This is a genomic window from Pseudomonas helleri (genome assembly GCF_045830615.1).
GTDB lineage: Bacteria > Pseudomonadota > Gammaproteobacteria > Pseudomonadales > Pseudomonadaceae > Aquipseudomonas > Aquipseudomonas helleri.
On record NZ_CP174501.1, the window covers coordinates 134,218 to 155,470 of the forward strand.

Annotated in this window: 14 protein-coding genes; 5 read left to right on the plus strand and 9 right to left on the minus strand. The window is 58.2% G+C overall.

From position 1 onward, the window contains the following. Positions 1–110: 110 nt before the first annotated feature. From ACJJU9_RS00670 to ACJJU9_RS00680, 3 genes are read left to right on the plus strand one after another with little or no spacing between them, the layout of a single operon-like run. Positions 111–2,927, plus strand: a complete 2,817-nt coding sequence (locus tag ACJJU9_RS00670) for a C2H2-type zinc finger protein (RefSeq protein ID WP_407729844.1) — start codon at positions 111–113, stop codon at positions 2,925–2,927. 3 nt (positions 2,928–2,930) lie between these two features. Further along, a complete protein-coding gene (locus ACJJU9_RS00675; RefSeq protein ID WP_407729845.1) occupies positions 2,931–5,624 on the plus strand; it encodes a C2H2-type zinc finger protein in 2,694 nt (897 codons plus the stop codon). A gap of 3 nt (positions 5,625–5,627) precedes the next feature. Beyond that, positions 5,628–8,459: a C2H2-type zinc finger protein gene (locus ACJJU9_RS00680; RefSeq protein ID WP_407729846.1), complete on the plus strand. Its 2,832-nt coding sequence runs from the start codon at positions 5,628–5,630 to the stop codon at positions 8,457–8,459. A 92-nt stretch (positions 8,460–8,551) separates the two neighbouring features. Here ACJJU9_RS00680 and ACJJU9_RS00685 read toward each other — a convergent pair whose 3' ends face one another. The 8 genes from ACJJU9_RS00685 to ACJJU9_RS00720 form a co-directional block, all read right to left on the minus strand. Next, positions 8,552–9,442 carry an ABC transporter permease subunit gene (locus tag ACJJU9_RS00685; RefSeq protein WP_048371124.1) on the minus strand — a complete coding sequence of 297 codons (891 nt, stop codon included), beginning with the start codon at positions 9,440–9,442 and terminating at the stop codon, positions 8,552–8,554. After that, the gene (locus ACJJU9_RS00690) at positions 9,439–10,359 is read right to left on the minus strand and encodes an ABC transporter permease subunit (protein WP_048371123.1); all 921 of its coding nucleotides are present in this window, start codon (positions 10,357–10,359) and stop codon (positions 9,439–9,441) included. Before ACJJU9_RS00690 ends, ACJJU9_RS00685 begins: the two co-directional genes overlap by 4 nt. Then, a complete protein-coding gene (locus ACJJU9_RS00695) occupies positions 10,356–11,498 on the minus strand; it encodes an ABC transporter ATP-binding protein (protein WP_048371122.1) in 1,143 nt (380 codons plus the stop codon). Before ACJJU9_RS00695 ends, ACJJU9_RS00690 begins: the two co-directional genes overlap by 4 nt. A gap of 69 nt (positions 11,499–11,567) precedes the next feature. Then, positions 11,568–12,662: a polyamine ABC transporter substrate-binding protein gene (locus tag ACJJU9_RS00700; protein WP_273222166.1), complete on the minus strand. Its 1,095-nt coding sequence runs from the start codon at positions 12,660–12,662 to the stop codon at positions 11,568–11,570. Positions 12,663–12,901: 239 nt separating this feature from the next. Further along, entirely contained in the window at positions 12,902–14,014 is a 1,113-nt protein-coding gene (locus ACJJU9_RS00705; protein WP_407729847.1) for a polyamine ABC transporter substrate-binding protein, read from the minus strand. Positions 14,015–14,198: 184 nt separating this feature from the next. Beyond that, a complete protein-coding gene (locus tag ACJJU9_RS00710) occupies positions 14,199–15,563 on the minus strand; it encodes an aspartate aminotransferase family protein (RefSeq protein ID WP_262125315.1) in 1,365 nt (454 codons plus the stop codon). 58 nt (positions 15,564–15,621) lie between these two features. Next, positions 15,622–16,980 (minus strand): glutamine synthetase family protein, encoded by a 1,359-nt coding sequence (locus ACJJU9_RS00715; RefSeq protein ID WP_048371116.1) that lies wholly within the window; start codon positions 16,978–16,980, stop codon positions 15,622–15,624. Between the two features lie 36 nt (positions 16,981–17,016). Then, a complete protein-coding gene (locus ACJJU9_RS00720; RefSeq protein WP_048389183.1) occupies positions 17,017–17,793 on the minus strand; it encodes a gamma-glutamyl-gamma-aminobutyrate hydrolase family protein in 777 nt (258 codons plus the stop codon). A 278-nt stretch (positions 17,794–18,071) separates the two neighbouring features. Between ACJJU9_RS00720 and ACJJU9_RS00725 the strand changes: the two genes are divergently transcribed. Then, positions 18,072–19,448, plus strand: coding sequence for a glutamine synthetase family protein (locus ACJJU9_RS00725; protein WP_048371112.1), 1,377 nt, complete (start codon positions 18,072–18,074; stop codon positions 19,446–19,448). Between the two features lie 114 nt (positions 19,449–19,562). Further along, positions 19,563–20,207, plus strand: coding sequence for a TetR/AcrR family transcriptional regulator (locus tag ACJJU9_RS00730; RefSeq protein WP_194289213.1), 645 nt, complete (start codon positions 19,563–19,565; stop codon positions 20,205–20,207). 158 nt (positions 20,208–20,365) lie between these two features. Here ACJJU9_RS00730 and tauD read toward each other — a convergent pair whose 3' ends face one another. Further along, positions 20,366–21,199, minus strand: coding sequence for a taurine dioxygenase (gene tauD, locus ACJJU9_RS00735; protein ID WP_048389187.1), 834 nt, complete (start codon positions 21,197–21,199; stop codon positions 20,366–20,368). Positions 21,200–21,253 lie beyond the last annotated feature (54 nt).

Here is a 21,253-nt window from a genome sequence, read left to right on the forward strand (position 1 = left end):
CGCGATTCAGTGATGCACAGACCTCCAGCTCATGACTGTCATTTCTGACAGCAGACGCGCTCACCTCTTCAGCGCATGCTGTATGGCAGGTCACTCCCAAGAGCTTGCCCATGACGTCTCTCCATGGCCATACGCCGACGCTAGCCGTTATCGACCCGCGCGGTTTGCCGATTCGCACGGTGGCGTTTGCGTGCTCAGTGGGCGGGCAAATACCCGAGCAACGGGTGACGCAGAGTGTGTTCGACCCCATGGGGCGGTTGGTGGCACAGCGCGACCCGCGTGTGTTCGCGAACGTTACGGCTCCCGCTAATCTGCTGACCGTGTTCAGCCTGTCCGGTCAGGTGTTGGCCACTGACAGCAGCGATGCGGGGTGGCGGGTCAGCCTGGCGGGTGAGGCCGGGCAGATGCTGGAGGTATGGGACGCCCGCGAGAGTCATTGGCAAACCGCTTATGACGACTCGATGCGCCCGGTCAGCGTGACTGAAAACCGTAGCCATGTGATCGAGCGTTTCAGTTATGCGCAGCCCAACGCGCAGAGCGCCCGGCACAACCGCTGCGGCAGGTTGCTGCGCCACGACGATCCGGCGGGTACGCGGCACATGACCGAATACGGTCTGGCAGGCGGAACGCTGGAAGAAACCCAGCAGTTTTTGCGTAGCCTTGACCTGCCTCATTGGCCCGAGCCTGAGGCCCAGCGCGACCTGTTGCTGGAGGAGGCCGACCCGCTTATCAGCCGCTGGCACTTCAACGCCGCTGGCGAAGTGCTCCGCCAGACTGATGCCAAAGGGCATCAACAACACTTCAGCCACACCGTGGCCGGGCAACTGCGCGAAACCGGCCTGCAAATCGCGGGCAGCAGCGCGGTTAAAACCCTGGTCAGCAACATCCGCTACAACGCCTTTTCTCAGGTCGAAAGCGAAACCGCTGGCAATGGCGTTATCACGAATCTGATCCACGAATCGTCGACCGGCCGTCTGGCTCGGCTACAGACGCAAGCGCCCGGTAAACCGTTGTTGCAAGATTTGCACTACCGCTACGACCCGGTCGGCAACCTTGTTGAGATTGAAGACACAACCCTGACCATCCGACATTTTGCCAATCAGCGCATCGAGCCCATTCGCCGCTTTACCCACGACAGCCTCTACCAACTGATTGCAGCCAGCGGTTGGGAGACTGCCAAGCCGTCACTCGGCCCGGACCTGCCGGCCTGGCAGGCTTCGGACACCAGCCAGGTGGTCAATTACAGCGAAACCTATCGCTACGATGCGGCGGGCAATCTGCTGGAGCGCATTCACCAGGGGGCGATCAATCACACGCTGTCGATGCACATTGCCCCACACAGCAACCGCCTTATGCGCAGCGGCGAGACGGAACACAGCTACGACGCCAATGGCAATTTGCTGATCTTGCAGTCCGGCCAATCCCTACAGTGGGATGCTCGCAATCAACTGTGCGCAATCGCCCAAGTCACCCGTCAGCACGCCGCCAACGACGAGGAGCGCTATATCTACGGCGGCGGAGGCAAACGCCTGCGCAAAGTCCGCACCTGGCAAGCGCAGGCCAACAGTCACACCGCCGAAACCCGCTACTTGCCGGGGCTGGAAGTGCGCAGCAACAGCGCCAGCCAGGAACACCTTGAGGTCGTCACGCTTCAGGCCGGGCGGTGCCGCGTGCAATGGTTGCATTGGGACATACCGCCCACCGGCCTTGGCAACGATCAGTTGCGCTACACCCTCGACGACCACTTGGGTTCCAGCACGCTGGAACTGGACGATCAGGCCCAACTGATCAGCCAGGAAACCTACTACCCGTTCGGCGGCACCGCGTGCTGGGCCGGGCGCAGTGAAGTGGAAGCCAGCTACAAAACCATCCGTTACTCAGGCAAGGAACGCGATGCCTCAGGGCTGTATTACTACGGCTATCGCTACTACGCCCCGTGGCTGCACCGCTGGCTGAACCCCGACCCAGGCGGCGCCATAGATGGGCTGAACCTGTATGGGTTTGTCGGCAATGACCCGATGGGGCATGTGGATGCGGACGGGCGGATCAAGCGCCGGGCGGATGGCAGCGTGATTGCCGAAGCAGCAGGGTCAGACTCAGGGCTTGAGCAATTAAGAAACGACTATTTAGGGGATGAGTCATTAGGCAGTTTCAGCGACATCGGTAGTGCGCCGCCGACCCCGGCACCGTCTATCAGTGATTTTGATGAAGGCCTGCTCTCACCGCCCAACTCGCCTACGCCCTCTATCAGTGATTTTGATGAGGGACTGTTTGAGCAATACGACTCGATCGTAGGGGGCTTGCCTGCACCTGTTACAGAGCCTCAGCCTGGGACGTCTTCGCAGGGCACATTCCGAGTGCCTGCTGTGCCAGCACTTAGGCGCTTTTACTGTGGTGCGGCTGGTTGCTTTAAAGGTTTTACAAGGAAGGACAATCTAAATGAGCACCTGCTCATTCATACCGGCGAGAAGCCGTACCTGTGCACTGAGCCTGGATGCTCAAAGACCTTCAACCGGAGCAGCCATCTTAAGACTCACTCGCTGATTCATACCGGCGAGAGGCCGCACACGTGCACTGTGCCTGGATGCTCAATGAGCTTTAGCCTGAAGGGCAGTCTTAATAAGCACTTGCGAACTCATACCGGCGAGAGGCCGTACCCGTGCACTGTGCCTGGATGCTCAATGAGCTTTAGCCAGAAGGACAGTCTTAATAAGCACTTGCGAACTCATACCGACGAGAGGCCGCACACGTGCACTATGCCTGGATGCTCAATGAGCTTTAGCCGGAAGGATACTCTTACGACTCACATGCGAACTCATACCGACGAGAGGCCGTACCTGTGCACTGCGTCTGGATGCTCAAAGAGCTTTGGCCTGCAAGGCAGTCTTACGCGTCACATGCGAACTCATGCCGGCCGGAGTACTTAGCCCATGACGTCTCTCCACGCCCATACGCCGACGCTAGCCGTTATCGATCCGCGCGGTTTGCCGATTCGCACGGTGGCGTTTGCGTGCTCAGTGGGCGGGCAAACACCCGAGCAACGGGTGACGCAGAGTGTGTTCGACCCCATGGGGCGGTTGGTGGCACAGCGCGACCCGCGTGTGTTCGCCAACATTACGGCTCCCGCTAATCTGCTGACCGTGTTCAGCCTGTCCGGTCAGGTGTTGGCCACTGACAGCAGCGATGCGGGGTGGCGGGTCAGCCTGGCGGGTGAGGCTGGGCAGATGCTGGAGGTATGGGACGCCCGCGAGAGCCATTGGCACACGGCTTATGACGACTCGATGCGCCCGGTCAGCGTGACTGAAAACCGTAGCCATGTGATCGAGCGCTTCGCTTACGCCAGCGCCAGCGCGCAGAGCGCCCGGCACAACCGCTGCGGCCGGTTGCTGCGCCACGACGACCCGGCGGGTACGCGGCACATGACCGAATACGGTCTGGCAGGCGGAACGCTGGAAGAAACCCAACAGTTTTTGCGTAGCCTAAACCTGCCTCACTGGCCCGAGCCCGAGGCCCAGCGCGACCTGTTGCTGGAGGAGGCCGACCCGCTTATCAGCCGCTGGCACTTCAACGCTGCTGGCGAAGTGCTCAGCCAGACCGATGCCAAAGGGCATCAACAACACTTCAGCCACACCGTGGCCGGGCAACTGCGCGAAACCGGCCTGCAAATCGCGGGCAGCAGCGCGGTTAAAACCCTGGTCAGCAACATCCGCTACAACGCCTTTTCTCAGGTCGAAAGCGAAACCGCTGGCAATGGCGTTATCACGAATCTGATCCACGAATCGTCGACCGGCCGTCTGGCTCGTTTACAGGCACAAATACCCGGCAAACCGTTGTTGCAAGATTTGCACTACCGCTACGACCCGGTCGGCAACCTTGTTGAGATTGAAGACACAACCCTGACCATCCGACATTTTGCCAATCAGCGCATCGAGCCCATTCGCCGCTTTACCCACGACAGCCTCTACCAACTGATTGCAGCCAGCGGTTGGGAGACTGCCAAGCCGTCACTCGGCCCGGACCTGCCGGCCTGGCAGGCTTCGGACACCAGCCAGGTGGTCAATTACAGCGAAACCTATCGCTACGATGCGGCGGGCAATCTGCTGGAGCGCATTCACCAGGGGGCGATCAATCACACGCTGTCGATGCACATTGCCCCACACAGCAACCGCCTTATGCGCAGCGGCGAGACGGAACACAGCTACGACGCCAATGGCAATTTGCTGATCTTGCAGTCCGGCCAATCCCTACAGTGGGATGCTCGCAATCAACTGTGCGCAATCGCCCAGGTCACTCGCCAGCACGCCGCCAATGACGAGGAGCGCTATATCTACGGCGGTGGAGGCAAGCGCCTGCGTAAAGTCCGCACCTGGCAAGCGCAGGCCAACAGTCACACCGCCGAAACCCGCTACTTGCCGGGGCTGGAAGTGCGCAGCAACAGCGCCAGCCAGGAACAGCTTGAGGTCGTCACGCTTCAGGCCGGGCGGTGCCGCGTGCAATGGTTGCACTGGGACGCACCGCCCACCGGCCTTGGCAACGATCAGTTGCGCTACACCTTCGATGACCACCTGGGTTCCAGCACGCTGGAGCTGGACGATCAGGCTCAACTGATCAGCCAGGAAACCTACTACCCGTTCGGCGGCACCGCGTGCTGGGCCGGGCGCAATGAAGTGGAGGCCAGCTACAAAACCCTTCGTTACTCAGGCAAGGAGCGCGATGCCACAGGGCTGTATTACTACGGCTATCGCTACTACGCCCCGTGGCTGCACCGCTGGCTGAACCCCGACCCGGGCGGCGCCATTGATGGCTTGAACCTGTATGGGTTTGTCGGCAACGACCCGATGGGGCATGTGGATGCGGACGGGCGTATACGCGTGCGCAAGCTCTCAGACGTGGAGCTCGGGGAGGATTGGATTGTGGACGCAGTGGGGGCAGCCCCTGAAATGACCGGCGCGCAAGCCCGAGCGTTATTGGCCGATGACGATACACAAGACAGTAAAGCTGGAGATTTTGCACTCGCGGCGGAGGTTGCAGATGCAGACCTTCAAGAGAGTGATTTTCAAGATCAGTTTCAGCAGATCATGCAGAGTTTGCCGGCGGCTGTTGCAGAGCCTCAGCCCGGCACCTCTTCGCAGAGCACATTCCGAGTACCTGCTGTGCCAATACTTAGGCGCTTTTACTGTGGTGCGGCTGGTTGCGGGAAAGGCTTTAAACAGAATAACCATCTTAAGGATCACTTGCTCACTCATACCGGCGAGAAGCCGTACCCGTGCACTGAACCTGGATGCTCAATGAGCTTTAGCCTGAAGGGCAATCTTAATAATCACTTGCGAACTCATACCGGCGAGAGGCCGTACCCGTGTACTGCGCCTGGATGCTCAACGAGCTTTAAAACTCTCACCCAACTTAGTAATCACTTGCGAACTCATACCGGCGAGAGGTCGCACCTGTGCACTGTTCCTGGATGCTCAATGAGCTTTAGCCGGAAGGAAACTCTTACGAATCACATACGAACTCATACCGGCGAGAGGCCCTACCTGTGCACTGAGCCTGGATGTTCAAAGAGCTTTAGCCGGAACAGCAGTCTTGCGCGTCACATGCGAACTCATTCCGGCCGGAGTACTTAGCCCATGACGTCGCTCCACGCCCATACGCCGACGCTAGCCGTTATCGATCCGCGCGGTTTGCCGATTCGTACGGTGGCGTTTGCGTGCTCAGTGAGCGGGCAAATACCCGAGCAGCGGGTGACGCAGAGTGTGTTCGACCCCCTGAGGCGGTTGGTGGCACAGCGCGATCCGCGTGTGTTCGCGAACGTTACGGCTCCGGCCAATCTGCTGACCGTGTTCAGCCTGTCCGGTCAGGTGTTGGCCACTGACAGCAGCGATGCGGGGTGGCGGGTCAGCCTGGCGGGCGAGGCCGGGCAGATGCTGGAGGTATGGGACACCCGCGAGAGCCATTGGCAAACCGCTTATGACGATTCGATGCGCCCGGTCAGCGTGACTGAAAACCGTAGCCATGTGATCGAGCGCTTTGCCTACGCCAGCGCCAGCGCGCAGAGCGCCCGGCACAACCGCTGCGGCAGGTTGCTGCGCCACGACGACCCGGCGGGTACGCGGCACATGACCGAATACGGTCTGGCAGGCGGAACGCTGGAAGAAACCCAGCAGTTTTTAAGTAGCCTTGACCTGCCTCATTGGCCCGAGCCCGAGGCTCAGCGCGACTTGTTGCTGGAGGAGGCCGACCCGCTTATCAGCCGCTGGCATTTCAACGCTGCTGGCGAAGTGCTCAGCCAGACCAATGCCAAAGGGCATCAACAACACTTCAGCCACACCGTGGCCGGGCAACTGCGCGAAACCGGCCTGCAAATCGCGGGCAGCAGCGCGGTTAAAACCCTGGTCAGCAACATCCGCTACAACGCCTTTTCTCAGGTCGAAAGCGAAACCGCTGGCAATGGCGTTATCACGAATCTGATCCACGAATCGTCGACCGGCCGTCTGGCTCGGCTACAGACGCAAGCGCCCGGTAAACCGTTGTTGCAAGATTTGCACTACCGCTACGACCCGGTCGGCAACCTTGTTGAGATTGAAGACACAACCCTGACCACCCGACATTTTGCCAATCAGCGCATCGAGCCCATTCGCCGCTTTACCCACGACAGCCTCTACCAACTGATTGCAGCCAACGGTTGGGAGACTGCCAAGCCGTCACTTGGTCCGGACCTGCCGGCTTGGCAGACTTCGGACACCAGCCAGGTGGTCAAATACAGCGAAACCTATCGCTACGATGCGGCGGGCAATCTGCTGGAGCGCATTCACCTGGGGGCGATCAATCACACGCTGTCGATGCAGATCGCCCCACACAGCAACCGCCTTATGCGCAGCGGCGAGGCGGAACACAGCTACGACGCGAATGGCAATGTGCTGATCTTGCAGTCCGGCCAATCTCTACTGTGGGATGCCCGCAATCAACTGTGCGCAATCGCCCAGGTCACCCGTCAGCACGCCGCCAACGACGAGGAGCGCTATATCTACGGCGGTGGAGGCAAGCGCCTGCGCAAAGTCCGCACCTGGCAAACGCAGGCCAACAGTCACACCGCCGAAACCCGCTACTTGCCGGGGCTGGAGGTGCGCAGCAACAGCGCCAGCCAGGAACACCTTGAGGTCGTCACCGTTCAGGCCGGGCGGTGCCGCGTGCAATGGTTGCACTGGGACACACCGCCCACCGGCCTTGGCAACGATCAACTGCGCTACACCCTCGACGACCACCTGGGTTCCAGCACGCTGGAACTGGACGATCAGGCCCAACTGATCAGCCAGGAAACCTACTACCCGTTCGGCGGTACCGCGTGCTGGGCCGGGCGCAATGAAGTGGAAGCCAGCTACAAAACCCTTCGTTATTCAGGCAAGGAGCGCGATGCCACAGGGCTGTATTACTACGGTTATCGCTACTACGCCCCGTGGCTGCACCGCTGGCTGAACCCCGACCCGGGCGGCGCCATTGATGGCTTGAACCTGTATGGGTTTGTCGGCAATGACCCGATGGGGCATGTGGATGCGGATGGGCGGATCAAGCGCCGGGCGGATGGCAGCGTGATTGCTGAAGCAGCAGGGTCAGATTCAGGGCTTGAGCAATTAAGGAACGACTATTTAGGGGATGAGTCATTAGGCAGTTTCAGCGACATCGGTAGTGCGCCGCCGACCCCGGCACCGTCTCTCATTGATTTTGATGAAGACCTGCTCCCAGGGTCCTACACGCCTGCGCGCTCGGTCAGTGATTTTGATGAGGGGCTGCTTTCGCCACCCAGCTTTGAGGAGCAATACGACTCGATCGTAGGGGGCTTGCCTGCACCTGTTACAGAGCCTCAGCCTGGGACGTCTTCGCAGGGCACATTCCGAGTACCTGCTGTGCCAAAACCTAAGCTTAAGCGCTTTTACTGTGGTGCGGCTGGTTGCTTTAAAGGTTTTAAAAAGAATAGCCATCTTGAGTATCACTTGCTCTCTCATACCGGCGAGAGGCCGCACCCGTGCACTGAACCTGGATGCTCAATGAGCTTTAGCCAGAAGAGCAATCTTAATAGTCACTTGCTCACTCATACCGGCGAGAGGCCGTACCCGTGCACTGAGCCTGAATGCTCAATGAGCTTTAGCCGGAAGGGCAATCTTAAGACTCACTTGCTCACTCATACCGGCGAGAGGCCGCACCGGTGCGCTGAGCCTGAATGCTCAATGAGCTTTAGGCAGAAGAGCCAACTTAATGATCACTTGCTCACTCATACCGGCGAGAGGTCGTACCTGTGCACTGCGGCTGGATGCTTAAAGAGCTTTAGCAACCAAAGCAATCTTACGCGTCACATGCCCACTCATACCTGCGCGAAGCCGTACTGGTGCACTGCGCCTGGATGCTTAAAGAGCTACAGCCAGAAGGCCCATCTACAGCATCATCAGAAAATCCACAGTCGGTGAAAGTGCTTTTGAGCGCTGCGCTCACGTTCCCCGCACCCATAAAAAAACCTCGCCCCCCTGTGACAGGAGGCGAGGTTTTTTAAATCGCAGTCTTAAGCGGCGTCAGGCGACTTTGGACGGCGTACATCGGGTTGTTTCCAGGACTCGGCAGCGGCTTCGTCGATGGCTTGCTGGATGGCTTTTTTGCGATGCTCTTCAGCGCGGCGACTGAAGAACCACACCAGGAAGGTCACCAGCGACACCGCCAGCAGGATCAGGCTGGCCACGGCGTTGATCTCGGGTTTAACCCCCAGACGCACGGCCGAGAACACTTCCATCGGCAAGGTCGTGGAGCCCGGGCCGGACACGAAGCTGGCCAGTACCAGGTCGTCCAGCGACAGGGCAAAGGACATCATGGCGCCCGCCGCCAGTGACGGAGCGATCATCGGGATGGTGATCAGGAAGAACACCTTCCACGGCTTGGCCCCCAAGTCCATGGCTGCTTCTTCGATGGACAGGTCCAGTTCACGCAGACGCGCCGACACCACCACCGCCACATAGGCCGCACAGAACGTGGTGTGAGCGATCCAGATGGTGACGATGCCGCGCTCTTGCGGCCAGCCAATCATCTGCGCCATGGCTACGAACAGCAGCAACAGCGACAGACCGGTGATCACTTCAGGCATCACCAGCGGCGCCGTCACCAGGCCGCCGAACAACGTGCGGCCCTTGAAGTGACTGATACGGGTCAGCACGAAGGCCGCCAGGGTGCCGAGCGCGACCGCTGCAATCGCCGTGTAGCAGGCGATTTCCAGTGAGCGCATGACCGAGCCCATCAGTTGGGTGTTGTCGGTCAGGCCGGTGTACCACTTCAGCGACCAGCCGCCCCACACCGTCACCAGTTTGGAGGCGTTGAAGGAGTAGATCACCAGGATCAGCATTGGCAGGTAGATGAACAACAGCCCTACCACCAACATAAAGCTAGAGAAACGGATGCGCTTCATATCTTGCCCTCCAGCTCTTTAGCCTGGCTGCGGTTGAACAGGATGATTGGCACAATCAGGATCGCCAGCATGACCACCGCCAGTGCAGAAGCTACCGGCCAGTCACGGTTGTTGAAGAACTCTTGCCACAACACTTTACCGATCATCAGGGTTTCCGGTCCGCCCAGCAGTTCCGGGATCACGAACTCGCCCACCACCGGGATAAACACCAGCATGCAGCCCGCGATGATGCCGTTTTTAGACAGCGGAACGGTGATTTTCCAGAAGCTGTTGAAGGTGCTCGAACCCAAGTCAGACGCGGCTTCCAGCAAGCTGTGGTCGTGTTTGACGAGGTTGGCGTACAACGGCAGGATCATGAACGGCAGGTACGAGTAGACGATACCGATGTACACCGCGGTGTTGGTGTTGAGGATCTGCAACGGTTGATCGATCCAGCCCATGGACATCAAGAAGCCATTGAGCAGGCCGTTGTTGCTCAGAATGCCCATCCACGCATATACGCGGATCAGGATCGCCGTCCAGGTCGGCATCATGATCAGCAGCACCAGTACGGTCTGCATCTCTTTGCGCGCGTTGGCGATGGCGTAGGCCATCGGATAGCCGATCAGCAGGCACAACAGCGTGCTGATAAAGGCCATCTTCAGCGAGCCCAGATACGCGGCGATATACAGCTCATCGTCGCCCAACATGGCGTAGTTGCCCAGGTTCAGCAGGATCTCGAGCTTCTGATCAACGTAGTTGAGGATCTCGGTGTACGGCGGAATCGCAACGTCTGCCTCAGCAAAGCTGATCTTCAGAACAATGAAGAACGGCAGCATGAAAAACAGAAACAGCCACAGGAATGGAATCCCGATGACCACATGACGGCCACCGGGGGTTATTCGTTGCAGTCGGCGTTTAAGCTTTCGCATGTTCATGAGCGCAGTACCACGCCGCTGTCGTCTTCCCACCAGACATAGACCTGATCGTCCCAGGTCGGACGAGCGCCCTGGCGTTCAGCGTTGGCCACGAACGATTGCACCAGCTTGCCGCAGGGCAATTCGACGTAGAACACCGAGTGGCCGCCCAGGTAAGCGATGTCATGCACCTTGCCGCGCGACCAGTTGTACTCGTAGGCCGGCTTTTCGGTGGTGATCAGCATTTTTTCCGGGCGGATCGCGTAGGTAATGTGTTTGTCTTCGACCGAGGTGGTCACGCCATGCCCGACGTAAATGTCGTTTTCCAGCTCCGGGCTGTTGATGCGCGCGTAGCCTTCGGCGTCGTCGACCACTTCACCTTCGAACAGGTTGACGTTACCGATGAATTCGCACACCAGGCGGCTCACCGGGGTTTCATAGATGTCGATCGGGCTGCCGATCTGGGCGATCCAGCCCAGGTGCATGATCGCGATGCGCTGGGCCATGGTCATGGCCTCTTCCTGGTCGTGGGTCACCATGACGCAGGTCACGCCGACGCGCTCGATGATTTCCACCAGCTCCAGTTGCATCTGCGAACGCAGTTTTTTGTCCAGCGCACCCATGGGTTCGTCGAGCAGCAGCAATTTAGGACGCTTGGCCAGCGAACGGGCCAGGGCCACACGCTGGCGCTGACCGCCCGACAATTGGTGCGGTTTGCGCTTGGCGTACTGGGTCATGTGCACCAGCTTGAGCATTTCGCCAACGCGGGCATCGATTTCAGCGCTCGCCATTTTGTCCTGCTTGAGGCCGAAGGCGATGTTTTGCGCCACGGTCATGTGCGGGAACAAGGCGTAGGACTGGAACATCATGTTGATCGGCCGCTCATAGGGCGGCAGGTCGGTGATGTCCACGCCATCGAGAAAAATACGGCCCTCTGTTGGGCGCTCGAAACCGGCGAGCATGCGCAGCAAGGTGGATTTGCCCGATCCCGATCCGCCGAGCAAGGCGAAGATCTCGCCTTTGTTGATTTCCAGGGACACATCGTCCACTGCAATCGTCTCGTCGAATTTTTTCGTGACCCGGTCGATTTTGACCAGAACCTGTTTAGGGGTCTGATCGCCCTCGAGGGCTTTCTTATAGGCGCCGGAGGCAACAGCCATTTACGAAACTCCCAACAAATTTAGCAGCCCGAACAAGAGGCTCGGGCCTTGGATAGGTGGTCTTGCGAGCTATTTACCCGTTTTGACCTTAGTCCACGAACGCGTCATCAGACGCTGAATGTTCGGCGGTAGCTCGGTCGAAACGTAAGCCTTGTCCAGCACCGCCTGGGTTGGGTAAACCGCTTCGTCGGTGCGAATGGACTCATCCATTACCTTGTCAGCCCCAGGGTTTGGGTTGGCATAGCCAACGTAGTCACTGACCTTGGCGATGACTTCAGGTTGCAGCAGGTAGTTGATGAATGCGTGTGCTTCTTTAACGTTGCTGGAGTCTTTTGGAATGGCCAGCATGTCAAACCACAGGGCGCCGCCTTCCTTGGGCACGACGTAGGCAATGTTCACGCCTTTTTTCGCTTCTTCGGCACGGTTTTTGGCCTGGAACACATCACCTGAGAAGCCAATCGCTACGCAGATGTTGCCGTTGGCAAGATCGGAAATGTACTTGGACGAGTGGAAGTAGGTGACGTAAGGACGCACCGCCAACAGGGTTTTCTCGGCCTTTTTGTAATCTTCAGGGTTGGTGCTGTTGGCGTTCAGGCCCAGGTAATTGAGCACGGTCGGCATCATTTCATCGGCCGAATCCAGGAACGACACGCCGCAGGCTTGCAGCTTTTTGATGTTCTCTGGCTTGAAGACCACGTCCCACGAGTCGATTTTGTCGACGCCCAGGACTTCTTTGACTTTATCGACGTTGTAACCAATGCCGTTGGTGCCCCACAGGTACGGCACGGCGTATTGGTTGCCCGGATCGTTCTGCTCAAGACGCTTGAGCAAGGCAGGGTCCAGGTTGGAATAGTTGGGCAGCTGCGATTTGTCGAGCTTTTGGAAAGCGCCCGCTTTGATCTGTTTGCCCAGGAAGTGGTTAGACGGCACAACCACGTCATAACCGGTACGGCCAGCCAGCAGCTTGCCTTCCAGCGTTTCGTTGGAATCGAAGACGTCATACACCGGTTTGATGCCAGTGGCCTTTTCAAAATCGGCCAAGGTATCGGGTGCTATGTAGTCCGACCAGTTATAAATGTGCACGGTGGGAGCTGCTTGAACGCTGACTGCAAGCGCTAAACCGGCTCCGACCATCAAGGTCTTGCGAAACAGGGAAATAGACACGTGGTGGTCCTCTAAATAGTTGGGCCTGAGTTGCCCGTGTCTTCCGGCAGCTGAACCGCTAAAGACAAAACCGGCGCGCAACTTACCCTCGATAAACCTGCACAGCAAAGTTTTCTGCGATTTATTGCGATAACACGCTGATTTCACATGAAATCTGGCCCGTAGGAGCGAGCTCGTCTCGCGATCTTTTGATCTTTTAAAAGATCGCGAGGCAAGCTCGCTCCTACAGGATTGCCGTGTTACTTACCGGATTTGATCTTGGTCCAGCTGCGGGTCAGCAGGCGCAAGGTTGCAGGTGGCAAGTCACTGATCGCGTACAGATGTTCTTTGACTTCATCCGACGGATAGATGCTTGGATCACCCGAGATGTCTTTATTCACCAACGGTGTTGCAGCTTTGTTACCGTTCGGGAAACGAACACTGTTAGTGATCTCGGCCATCACTTCCGGTTCCAGCAGGTAGTTCATCCAGGCGTAAGCGGCATCAACGTTTTCGGCATCTTTAGGGATGGCGACCATGTCGTAGAAGCTGCCAGCACCTTCTTTCGGGATGGTGTACTTGAGTTTGACCTTGTCACCGGCTTCTTTGGCGCGGCTGATGGATTGCTCCAGGTCGCCCGAGTAGCCCACTGCAACGCAGATGTTGCCGTTGGCCAGGTCAGAGATGTACTTGGAGGAGTGGAAGTAAGCGATCGAAGGGCGAACCTTGAGGAACAGCTCTTCGGCTTTCTGCAGATCGTCTTTCTTCTGGCTGTTGGTCGGCAAGCCCAGGTAATGCAGCGCCACCGGCAGCATTTCGGTTGGCGAGTCGAGCACGCTCACGCCACATTTTTTCAGCTTCTCGATGTTCTCGGGCTTGAAGATCACGTCCCAGGAATCAATGGTGTCGACGCCCAGAGCGGCTTTGACCTTCTCAGGGTTGTAGCCGATGCCAATGGTGCCCCACATGTACGGGAACGCAAATTTGTTGCCCGGGTCACTGGCATCGCCAACGGCTTTGAGCAGAGCAGGGTCGAGGTTTTTCCAGTTAGGCAGCTTGGACTTGTCCAGCTCCTGGTAAACGCCGGCTTTGATCTGCTTGGCCAGGAAGTTGTTGGATGGCACGACGATGTCGTAGCCAGACTTGCCCGCCAGCAGTTTGGCCTCGAGGGTCTCGTTGCTGTCGAACACGTCGTAAACCACTTTGATACCGGTCTTGTCTTCAAACTTTTTGACGGTATCGGGTGCGATGTAATCGGACCAGTTGTAAACGTGCAGCACTTTGTCTGCTGCTTGTGCTGCCCCGGCCATCACACCCATCAAGGACAGGGCGAGAAGGGTCTTGCCAGCTTTTTTAAAACCTGATGCCTTCATCTGTAATGCTCCAATTGTTCTTTTAAACCACCGATTCAGTGACCTGATGTCAGGGTAACCAAAGCCGGCGGCTAGTCTGGCAAGATCCAGGGCAGGCTTTCAAGGGAAGAGCCTTGATTCTTAAGGCTCTAAGCGCAATTGCCTACATAAAATCCGCAGTTTTCTTGCGCCCAAAGCCTAGCAGTTAACCCTGCAATGCTTCCAAGGTCAGATCCAGGCACTTACGCGCCTTGGTCACCAACTCATCGATCTCGTCTTTGCTGATGACCAGCGGTGGCGCGATGATCATGGTGTCGCCGACGGCGCGCATGATCAGGCCGTTATCAAAGCAGAACTGGCGGCAGATCATGCCCACACCCCGGCCTTCATAACGTTTGCGAGTGGCTTTGTCCTGCACCAGTTCAATGGCGCCCAAGAGGCCAACACCGCGCACTTCGCCCACCAACGGGTGATCGTTGAGTTCGCGTAAACGCTTTTGCAAATACGGTGCCGTTTCGGCGTTGGCCTTCTCGATAATTTTTTCGTCGCGCAGGATGCGGATGTTTTCGAGGGCAACGGCGGCGGCAACCGGGTGACCGGAGTAGGTGAATCCGTGGTTGAAATCGCCGCCTTCGTTGAGCACGGCCACCACTTCATCGCGCACGATCAGGCCGCCCATCGGGATGTAGCCCGAGGTCAGGCCCTTGGCGATGGTCATCATGTCGGGTTTGAGGTCGTAGAAATCGCTGCCGAACCACTGCGCGGTACGGCCAAAGCCGCAGATCACTTCGTCAGCCACGAACAGAATGTCGTACTTGGCGAGGATCTCTTTGATGCGCGGCCAGTAGGTGTCTGGCGGAACAATCACGCCACCGGCGCCTTGAATAGGCTCGGCAATAAAAGCACCGACGTTGTCGACGCCCAGCTCAAGGATCTTTTCTTCCAACTGATTGGCCGCCCAGATACCGAACTCTTCGGGGGACATGTCGCCGCCTTCACCGAACCAGTACGGTTGCGGGATGTGGGTGATGCCCGGGATCGGCAAGTCGCCCTGTTCGTGCATGTAGGTCATGCCGCCCAGGCTTGCGCCCGCCACGGTCGAACCGTGGTAGCCGTTTTTACGGCTGATGATGACTTTCTTGTTCGGCTGGCCTTTGATCGCCCAATAGTGGCGAACCATACGCAGCATGGTGTCGTTGCCTTCCGAACCGGAACCGGTGAAGAACACGTGGTTCATGCCTTCGGGGGCAATGTCGGCGATGACTTTGGACAGCTCAAGCACCGGCGGGTGAGCGGTCATAAAGAACAGGTTGTAGTACGGCAGTTCGCGCATTTGCTTGCTGGCGGCATCGGCCAGTTCGTCACGGCCATAACCAATGGCAACACACCACAGGCCGGCCATGCCGTCGAGAATCTTGTGACCTTCACTGTCCCAGAGGTACACGCCCTTGGCGTGAGTGATGATGCGCGGGCCAACTTCTTTCAATTGCTTGAAGTCACTGAAAGGGGCCAGGTGGTGATCGTTGCTCAGTTGTTGCCAGGCTTGCGTTTGCGGGTTCTTGCTAGTCATACAGCTCTCCTTTTATTCAGTTGGGGGGCCGCACCTTCCAGGCGCGACCCCCGGCGTGTCAGACGGCGAACAGCAGGAATTCCCGCTCCCACGAACTGATGACGCGCTTGAAGTTCTCATGTTCGGCACGTTTGACGGCGACGTAACCGGTGATGAACTTGGTGCCGAGGTACTTCTCGACAGTCTTGCTGTTTTCCATCCGCTCCAGGGCGTCTTCGATGGTCAACGGCAAGCGCAGGTTGCGGCGTTCATAGCCGCGCCCTACTACAGGCGCGCTTGGGTTGATACCTTCGACCATGCCGATGTAGCCACACAGCAAGCTGGCAGCAATGGCCAGGTACGGGTTGGCATCGGCGCCCGGCAAACGGTTTTCGACGCGGCGGTTTTGCGGGCCGGCATCCGGTACGCGCAGGCCGACGGTGCGGTTCTCTTCGCCCCATTCCACGTTCACCGGCGCTGAGGTATCAGGCAGGAAGCGGCGGAAGGAGTTCACATTCGGTGCAAACAGCGGCAGCAGTTCAGGGATGAACTTCTGCAACCCGCCGATGTGGTTGAGGAACAGCTGGCTCATGGTTCCGTCTTCATTGGAGAAGATGTTTTTGCCCGTGGCGATGTCGATGATGCTCTGGTGCAAATGCATCGCGCTGCCCGGCTCGCCGGTCATGGGCTTGGCCATAAAGGTGGCGGCCACGTCGTGCTTGAGCGCCGCTTCACGCATGGTGCGCTTGAAAATCAGGATCTGGTCGGCCAGCGACAGGGCATCGCCATGACGGAAGTTGATTTCCATCTGCGCGGTGCCGTCTTCGTGGATCAGGGTGTCCAGATCCAGCTCTTGCAGCTCGCACCAGTCGTACACGTCTTCGAACAGCGGATCGAACTCGTTGGCCGCTTCAATAGAGAAGGACTGACGACCGGTTTCCGGGCGACCGGAGCGGCCGACCGGCGGCTGCAACGGGTAGTCCGGGTCTTCGCTGCGCTTGGTCAGGTAAAACTCCATTTCTGGCGCCACGATCGGCTGCCAGCCGTGGTCGGCATAGAGTTTAAGGACCTTTTTAAGCACGTTGCGCGGTGACAACTCAATCGGGTTGCCCTGCTTGTCGTAGGTGTCGTGAATCACTTGAGCGGTTGGCTCAATGGCCCAGGGCACAACATATACTGCGTTCTGATCGGGACGGCAGACCATGTCGATGTCGGCCGGATCGAGGAGTTCGTAATAGATGTCGTCTTCGACGTAGTCGCCCGTAACGGTCTGCAGCAATACGCTCTCGGGCAGGCGCATGCCTTTTTCGGCAATGAATTTGTTGGTCGGCGAGATCTTACCGCGGGCAATGCCGGTAAGGTCGGCGATCATGCATTCGACTTCTGTGATCTTGTGGTCTTTCAACCAATCGGTGAGCTGGTCGAGGTTGTTACTCATAAATGCCTCTGGGCTGAGTTTCCTGACTTGAATAAGTCAGGCGTTTACTGACGCATCGGCGTCGCGTTGGTGCGCGCGCCGTCTGCAGGCATCTCCGAATGCCTGGAAGATTGCGAGGTAAATCGGGTTAGAGCTTACCTGCCATTCGGGGTGCCATTGAACTGCTAAAGCAAAAGCCTTGCCGTGTTCTACCGAGACGGCTTCTACCAGCCCGTCCGGCGCGGTGGCTTCAATGCGCAGCCCCGGGGCCAACTGGTCAATGCCCTGGGTGTGAATCGAGTTGACGTCAAAGTCGCTCGGCAGGCCCAAACCCGCCAGCACGCCGCCCGGTTGAACGTGCATGGCATGGCTGGGACCGTACTGCACCTCAAGCGGTGCGCTCGGGTCTTCACGGTGCTCGATGAAACCGTCGACTTCGTGCAATTTCTGGTGAAGTGAGCCACCCAGGGCTACATTTAACTCTTGGAACCCCCGGCAAATGCCGAGCACCGGAACGCCGGCTGCCAGTGCGGCGCGGATCAAGGGGAGGGTGGTGCGATCACGTTCAGGATCATGCAGCGTGCCTGGCGCGCTGGCCGGGCCGTGATACAAATGCGGTTCGATATTGGAGGGTGACCCGGTAAAGAGCAGGCCGTCCAGACCGTCCAGAATATCGGACGGTTGTATGAGTTCTGCCAGAGACGGCAGGATCAGAGGCAAGCCTTTGGCTGCCACCGCGACAGCTCGCACGTACTTATCGCCAGTGATGTGATAAGGATGCAAACCGATCTGCTTGGTGCAGGCGGTGACGCCGATTATCGGCAGGCGTGACATGTAACACCCCGGTATTATTGCTGTTATGGGTTTGAATCGAGCTTAGCCTCGTTCATTTTTTTACACAACACCCCCGTAAAAAATACAACACGGCCCGCTCAAGCCTGCGGGTAGTGAAGCGATATAAGGGCGAAATTCGCCCTAAAATGCGTCAAAAATGCCCTTCGAGCGCTTTTTTGGGGCAAAAAATAGGTTGCTTGACTTCGGTATGCCGTTCGGGTTGACTGAAACCCGTAGCGCTCAATGATTGATATTTTTAACAACAAAGGTGTTGCATCATGTCGGTACCCCCGCGTGCCGTTCAGCTTAACGAAGCGAACGCGTTCCTTAAGGATCATCCTGAGGTTCTGTACGTAGACCTTCTAATTGCGGATATGAATGGTGTGGTGCGCGGCAAGCGCATCGAACGCACCAGCCTCCACAAGGTTTACGAGAAGGGCATCAACTTGCCTGCCTCTTTATTTGCCCTGGATATCAATGGCTCAACGGTGGAAAGCACCGGCTTGGGTCTGGACATCGGCGACGCAGACCGAATCTGTTATCCAATCCCTGACACCCTGTGCAACGAGCCATGGCAAAAGCGCCCAACCGCGCAACTGCTGATGACCATGCACGAACTTGAAGGTGACCCTTTCTTCGCCGATCCGCGCGAAGTACTGCGTCAAGTTGTTACCAAATTTGACGATCTTGGCCTGACCATTTGCGCAGCCTTTGAGCTGGAGTTCTACCTGATCGACCAGGAGAACGTAAACGGCCGCCCACAACCGCCACGCTCCCCGATTTCCGGCAAGCGCCCGCACTCGACACAGGTTTACCTGATCGACGACCTCGACGAATACGTCGACTGCCTCCAGGACATTCTGGAAGGTGCCAAAGAGCAAGGCATTCCGGCTGACGCCATCGTTAAAGAAAGTGCCCCGGCGCAGTTCGAAGTGAACCTGCACCACGTTGCCGACCCGATCAAGGCCTGCGACTACGCGGTACTGCTCAAGCGTCTGATTAAAAACATCGCCTACGACCATGAGATGGACACCACCTTCATGGCCAAGCCTTACCCAGGCCAGGCAGGCAACGGGCTGCACGTCCATATTTCGATTCTGGACAAAGATGGCAAAAATATTTTTGCCAGCGAGGATCCCGAGCAGAACGCCGCATTGCGTCACGCGATCGGCGGTGTGCTCGAGACCCTACCGGCGCAGATGGCGTTCCTTTGCCCTAACGTCAACTCCTACCGTCGTTTCGGCGCACAGTTCTACGTGCCGAACTCGCCGTGCTGGGGCCTGGACAACCGTACGGTCGCGATCCGCGTACCGACCGGTTCTTCCGATGCCGTGCGTATCGAACACCGGGTTGCCGGTGCCGATGCCAACCCGTACTTGCTGATGGCGTCTGTGCTGGCCGGTGTTCACCACGGTCTGACCAACAAAATCGAACCGGGTGCTCCTGTAGAAGGCAACTCCTACGAGCAAAACGAGCAAAGCCTGCCGAACAACCTGCGTGATGCACTGCGTGAGTTGGACGATAGCGAGGTCATGGCCAAATACATCGATCCAAAATACATCGATATTTTTGTGGCCTGTAAAGAGAGCGAGCTGGAAGAGTTTGAACACTCCATCTCCGACCTCGAATACAACTGGTACCTGCATACCGTATAAGCGATTGCAGTACTCAAGAAACGCCACGGGCTTTACCGCCCGTGGCGTTTTTTTTGCGCTGTGCAATCGGTTGACCCGGCTCGTACAATGCCTGCAGCCCCGCAGGAGACACCCATGACGCGCCTCGCCACACCACGAGCCACCCCTCGCAAACCTCGCGCACGCAGCCAGGGCCGAATTGATTCGATCCTTGCCGCCGCCCGGACCTTGCTGGCGACACAGGGCGTCGCCAGCCTGTCGATTTACAGCGTGGCCGAGCATGCCGGTATCCCGCCGTCATCGGTGTATCACTTCTTCGCCAGCGTGCCTGCCTTGCTCGAAGCCCTGACCGAGGATGTGCACGGAGCTTTCCGCGCCTGCCTGCAAGCGCCCATCGACCACGACGCATTAGCGACCTGGCGTGATCTGTCACGGGTGGTCGAGCAGCGCATGATGACTATCTACAGCGAAGACGCAGCGGCCCGGCAACTGATCCTGGCGCAGCACGGCCTTACCGAAGTCACCCGGGCCGACCGTCAGCACGACCTGGAACTGGGGCAACTGCTGCACGCGTTGTTTATGCGCCATTTTGAATTGCCAGTACTGCCGCAAGACGTCGACGTATTCGCCTTGGCAATGGAGCTGGGTGATCGGGTGTATGCCCGCTCGATCCAGTTGCACGACAGCATCACCCCGCGCATGGCCGAAGAAGGCCTGCGCGTGGTGGATGCGTATTTAGGGTTATACCTGCCGCCGTTTTTGCCAAAACGACAACCGTAAAGCTCCCTCACCTGGAGGGAGAAGGAACCGATTGGGGGATGTTGTCGATATTCTGCGGTCTGCAAGCCATGCTCTGAACCTGAGAACACCGCGATTAAGCTCCCTCTCCCTCGGGAGAGGGCTGGGGTGAGGGGCAAAGGACGTGCGCCGCTTTCAAATCAGAACGGCGCATCACCCAAAATGGTCGCGCGGTGCATCACGCGACGGTTGGGGCGGTAGTCGTCCACGGCGTAATGCTGGGTGACGCGGTTGTCCCAGAAGGCCACGTCGTTTTCTTGCCAGCGCCAGCGGATGGTGTATTCAGGGCGGGTGGCGTGGGCAAACAGCAACTTCAAAATTGCGTCGCTTTCGGCCTCTGACAGCTCATTGATTTTGGTGGTGAAGCCTTCGTTGACGAACAACGATTTACGCCCGCTCACCGGGTGCGTGCGCACCACCGGGTGGGACAGCGGCGGGTTGTTTTTGCGGGTCTGTTCCCAGCGCGCGAGGTCTTCGGGGGTCGAGCCAAAACGCTCCAGCGGGAACGATTTGGTGAAGTCGTGGGTGGCGGTCAGGCCGTCCAGCAGCACTTGCAGCGGTTTGGACAAGCCCTCAAAGGCCGCGATGCCGCTGGCCCACAAGGTATCGCCGCCGAAGGCCGGCAGTTGCTTGGCGCTCAAGACCGCACCCAGCGCAGGGGTTGGCAAAAAGGTCACGTCGGTGTGCCACACCGCGTTGTCGCGTACGTCGGTCACGGCCGTGTCCAGCACCAGCACTTCAGGCTGCTCCGGTACGTTGGGGTAAATCGGGTGAATGTGCAGGTCACCAAAGTTGGCGGCAAAACGCGCTTGCTGTTGCGGGGTGATGACCTGGTTTTTGAAGAAAATCACCTGGTGCTGAAGCAACGCCTGCTCGATGGCATCGCGCTGTTCCAGGCTCAGTGGTTGGGTCAGGTCAACGCCGTCAATCTGGGCGCCAAGGGCAGAGCTAATGGGGGTAACGGTCAGGCTCATGGTCGTCTCGCTAGCAGCGCGCCGATGGGTCGGCGTCGTGTGATATTCGGTGTA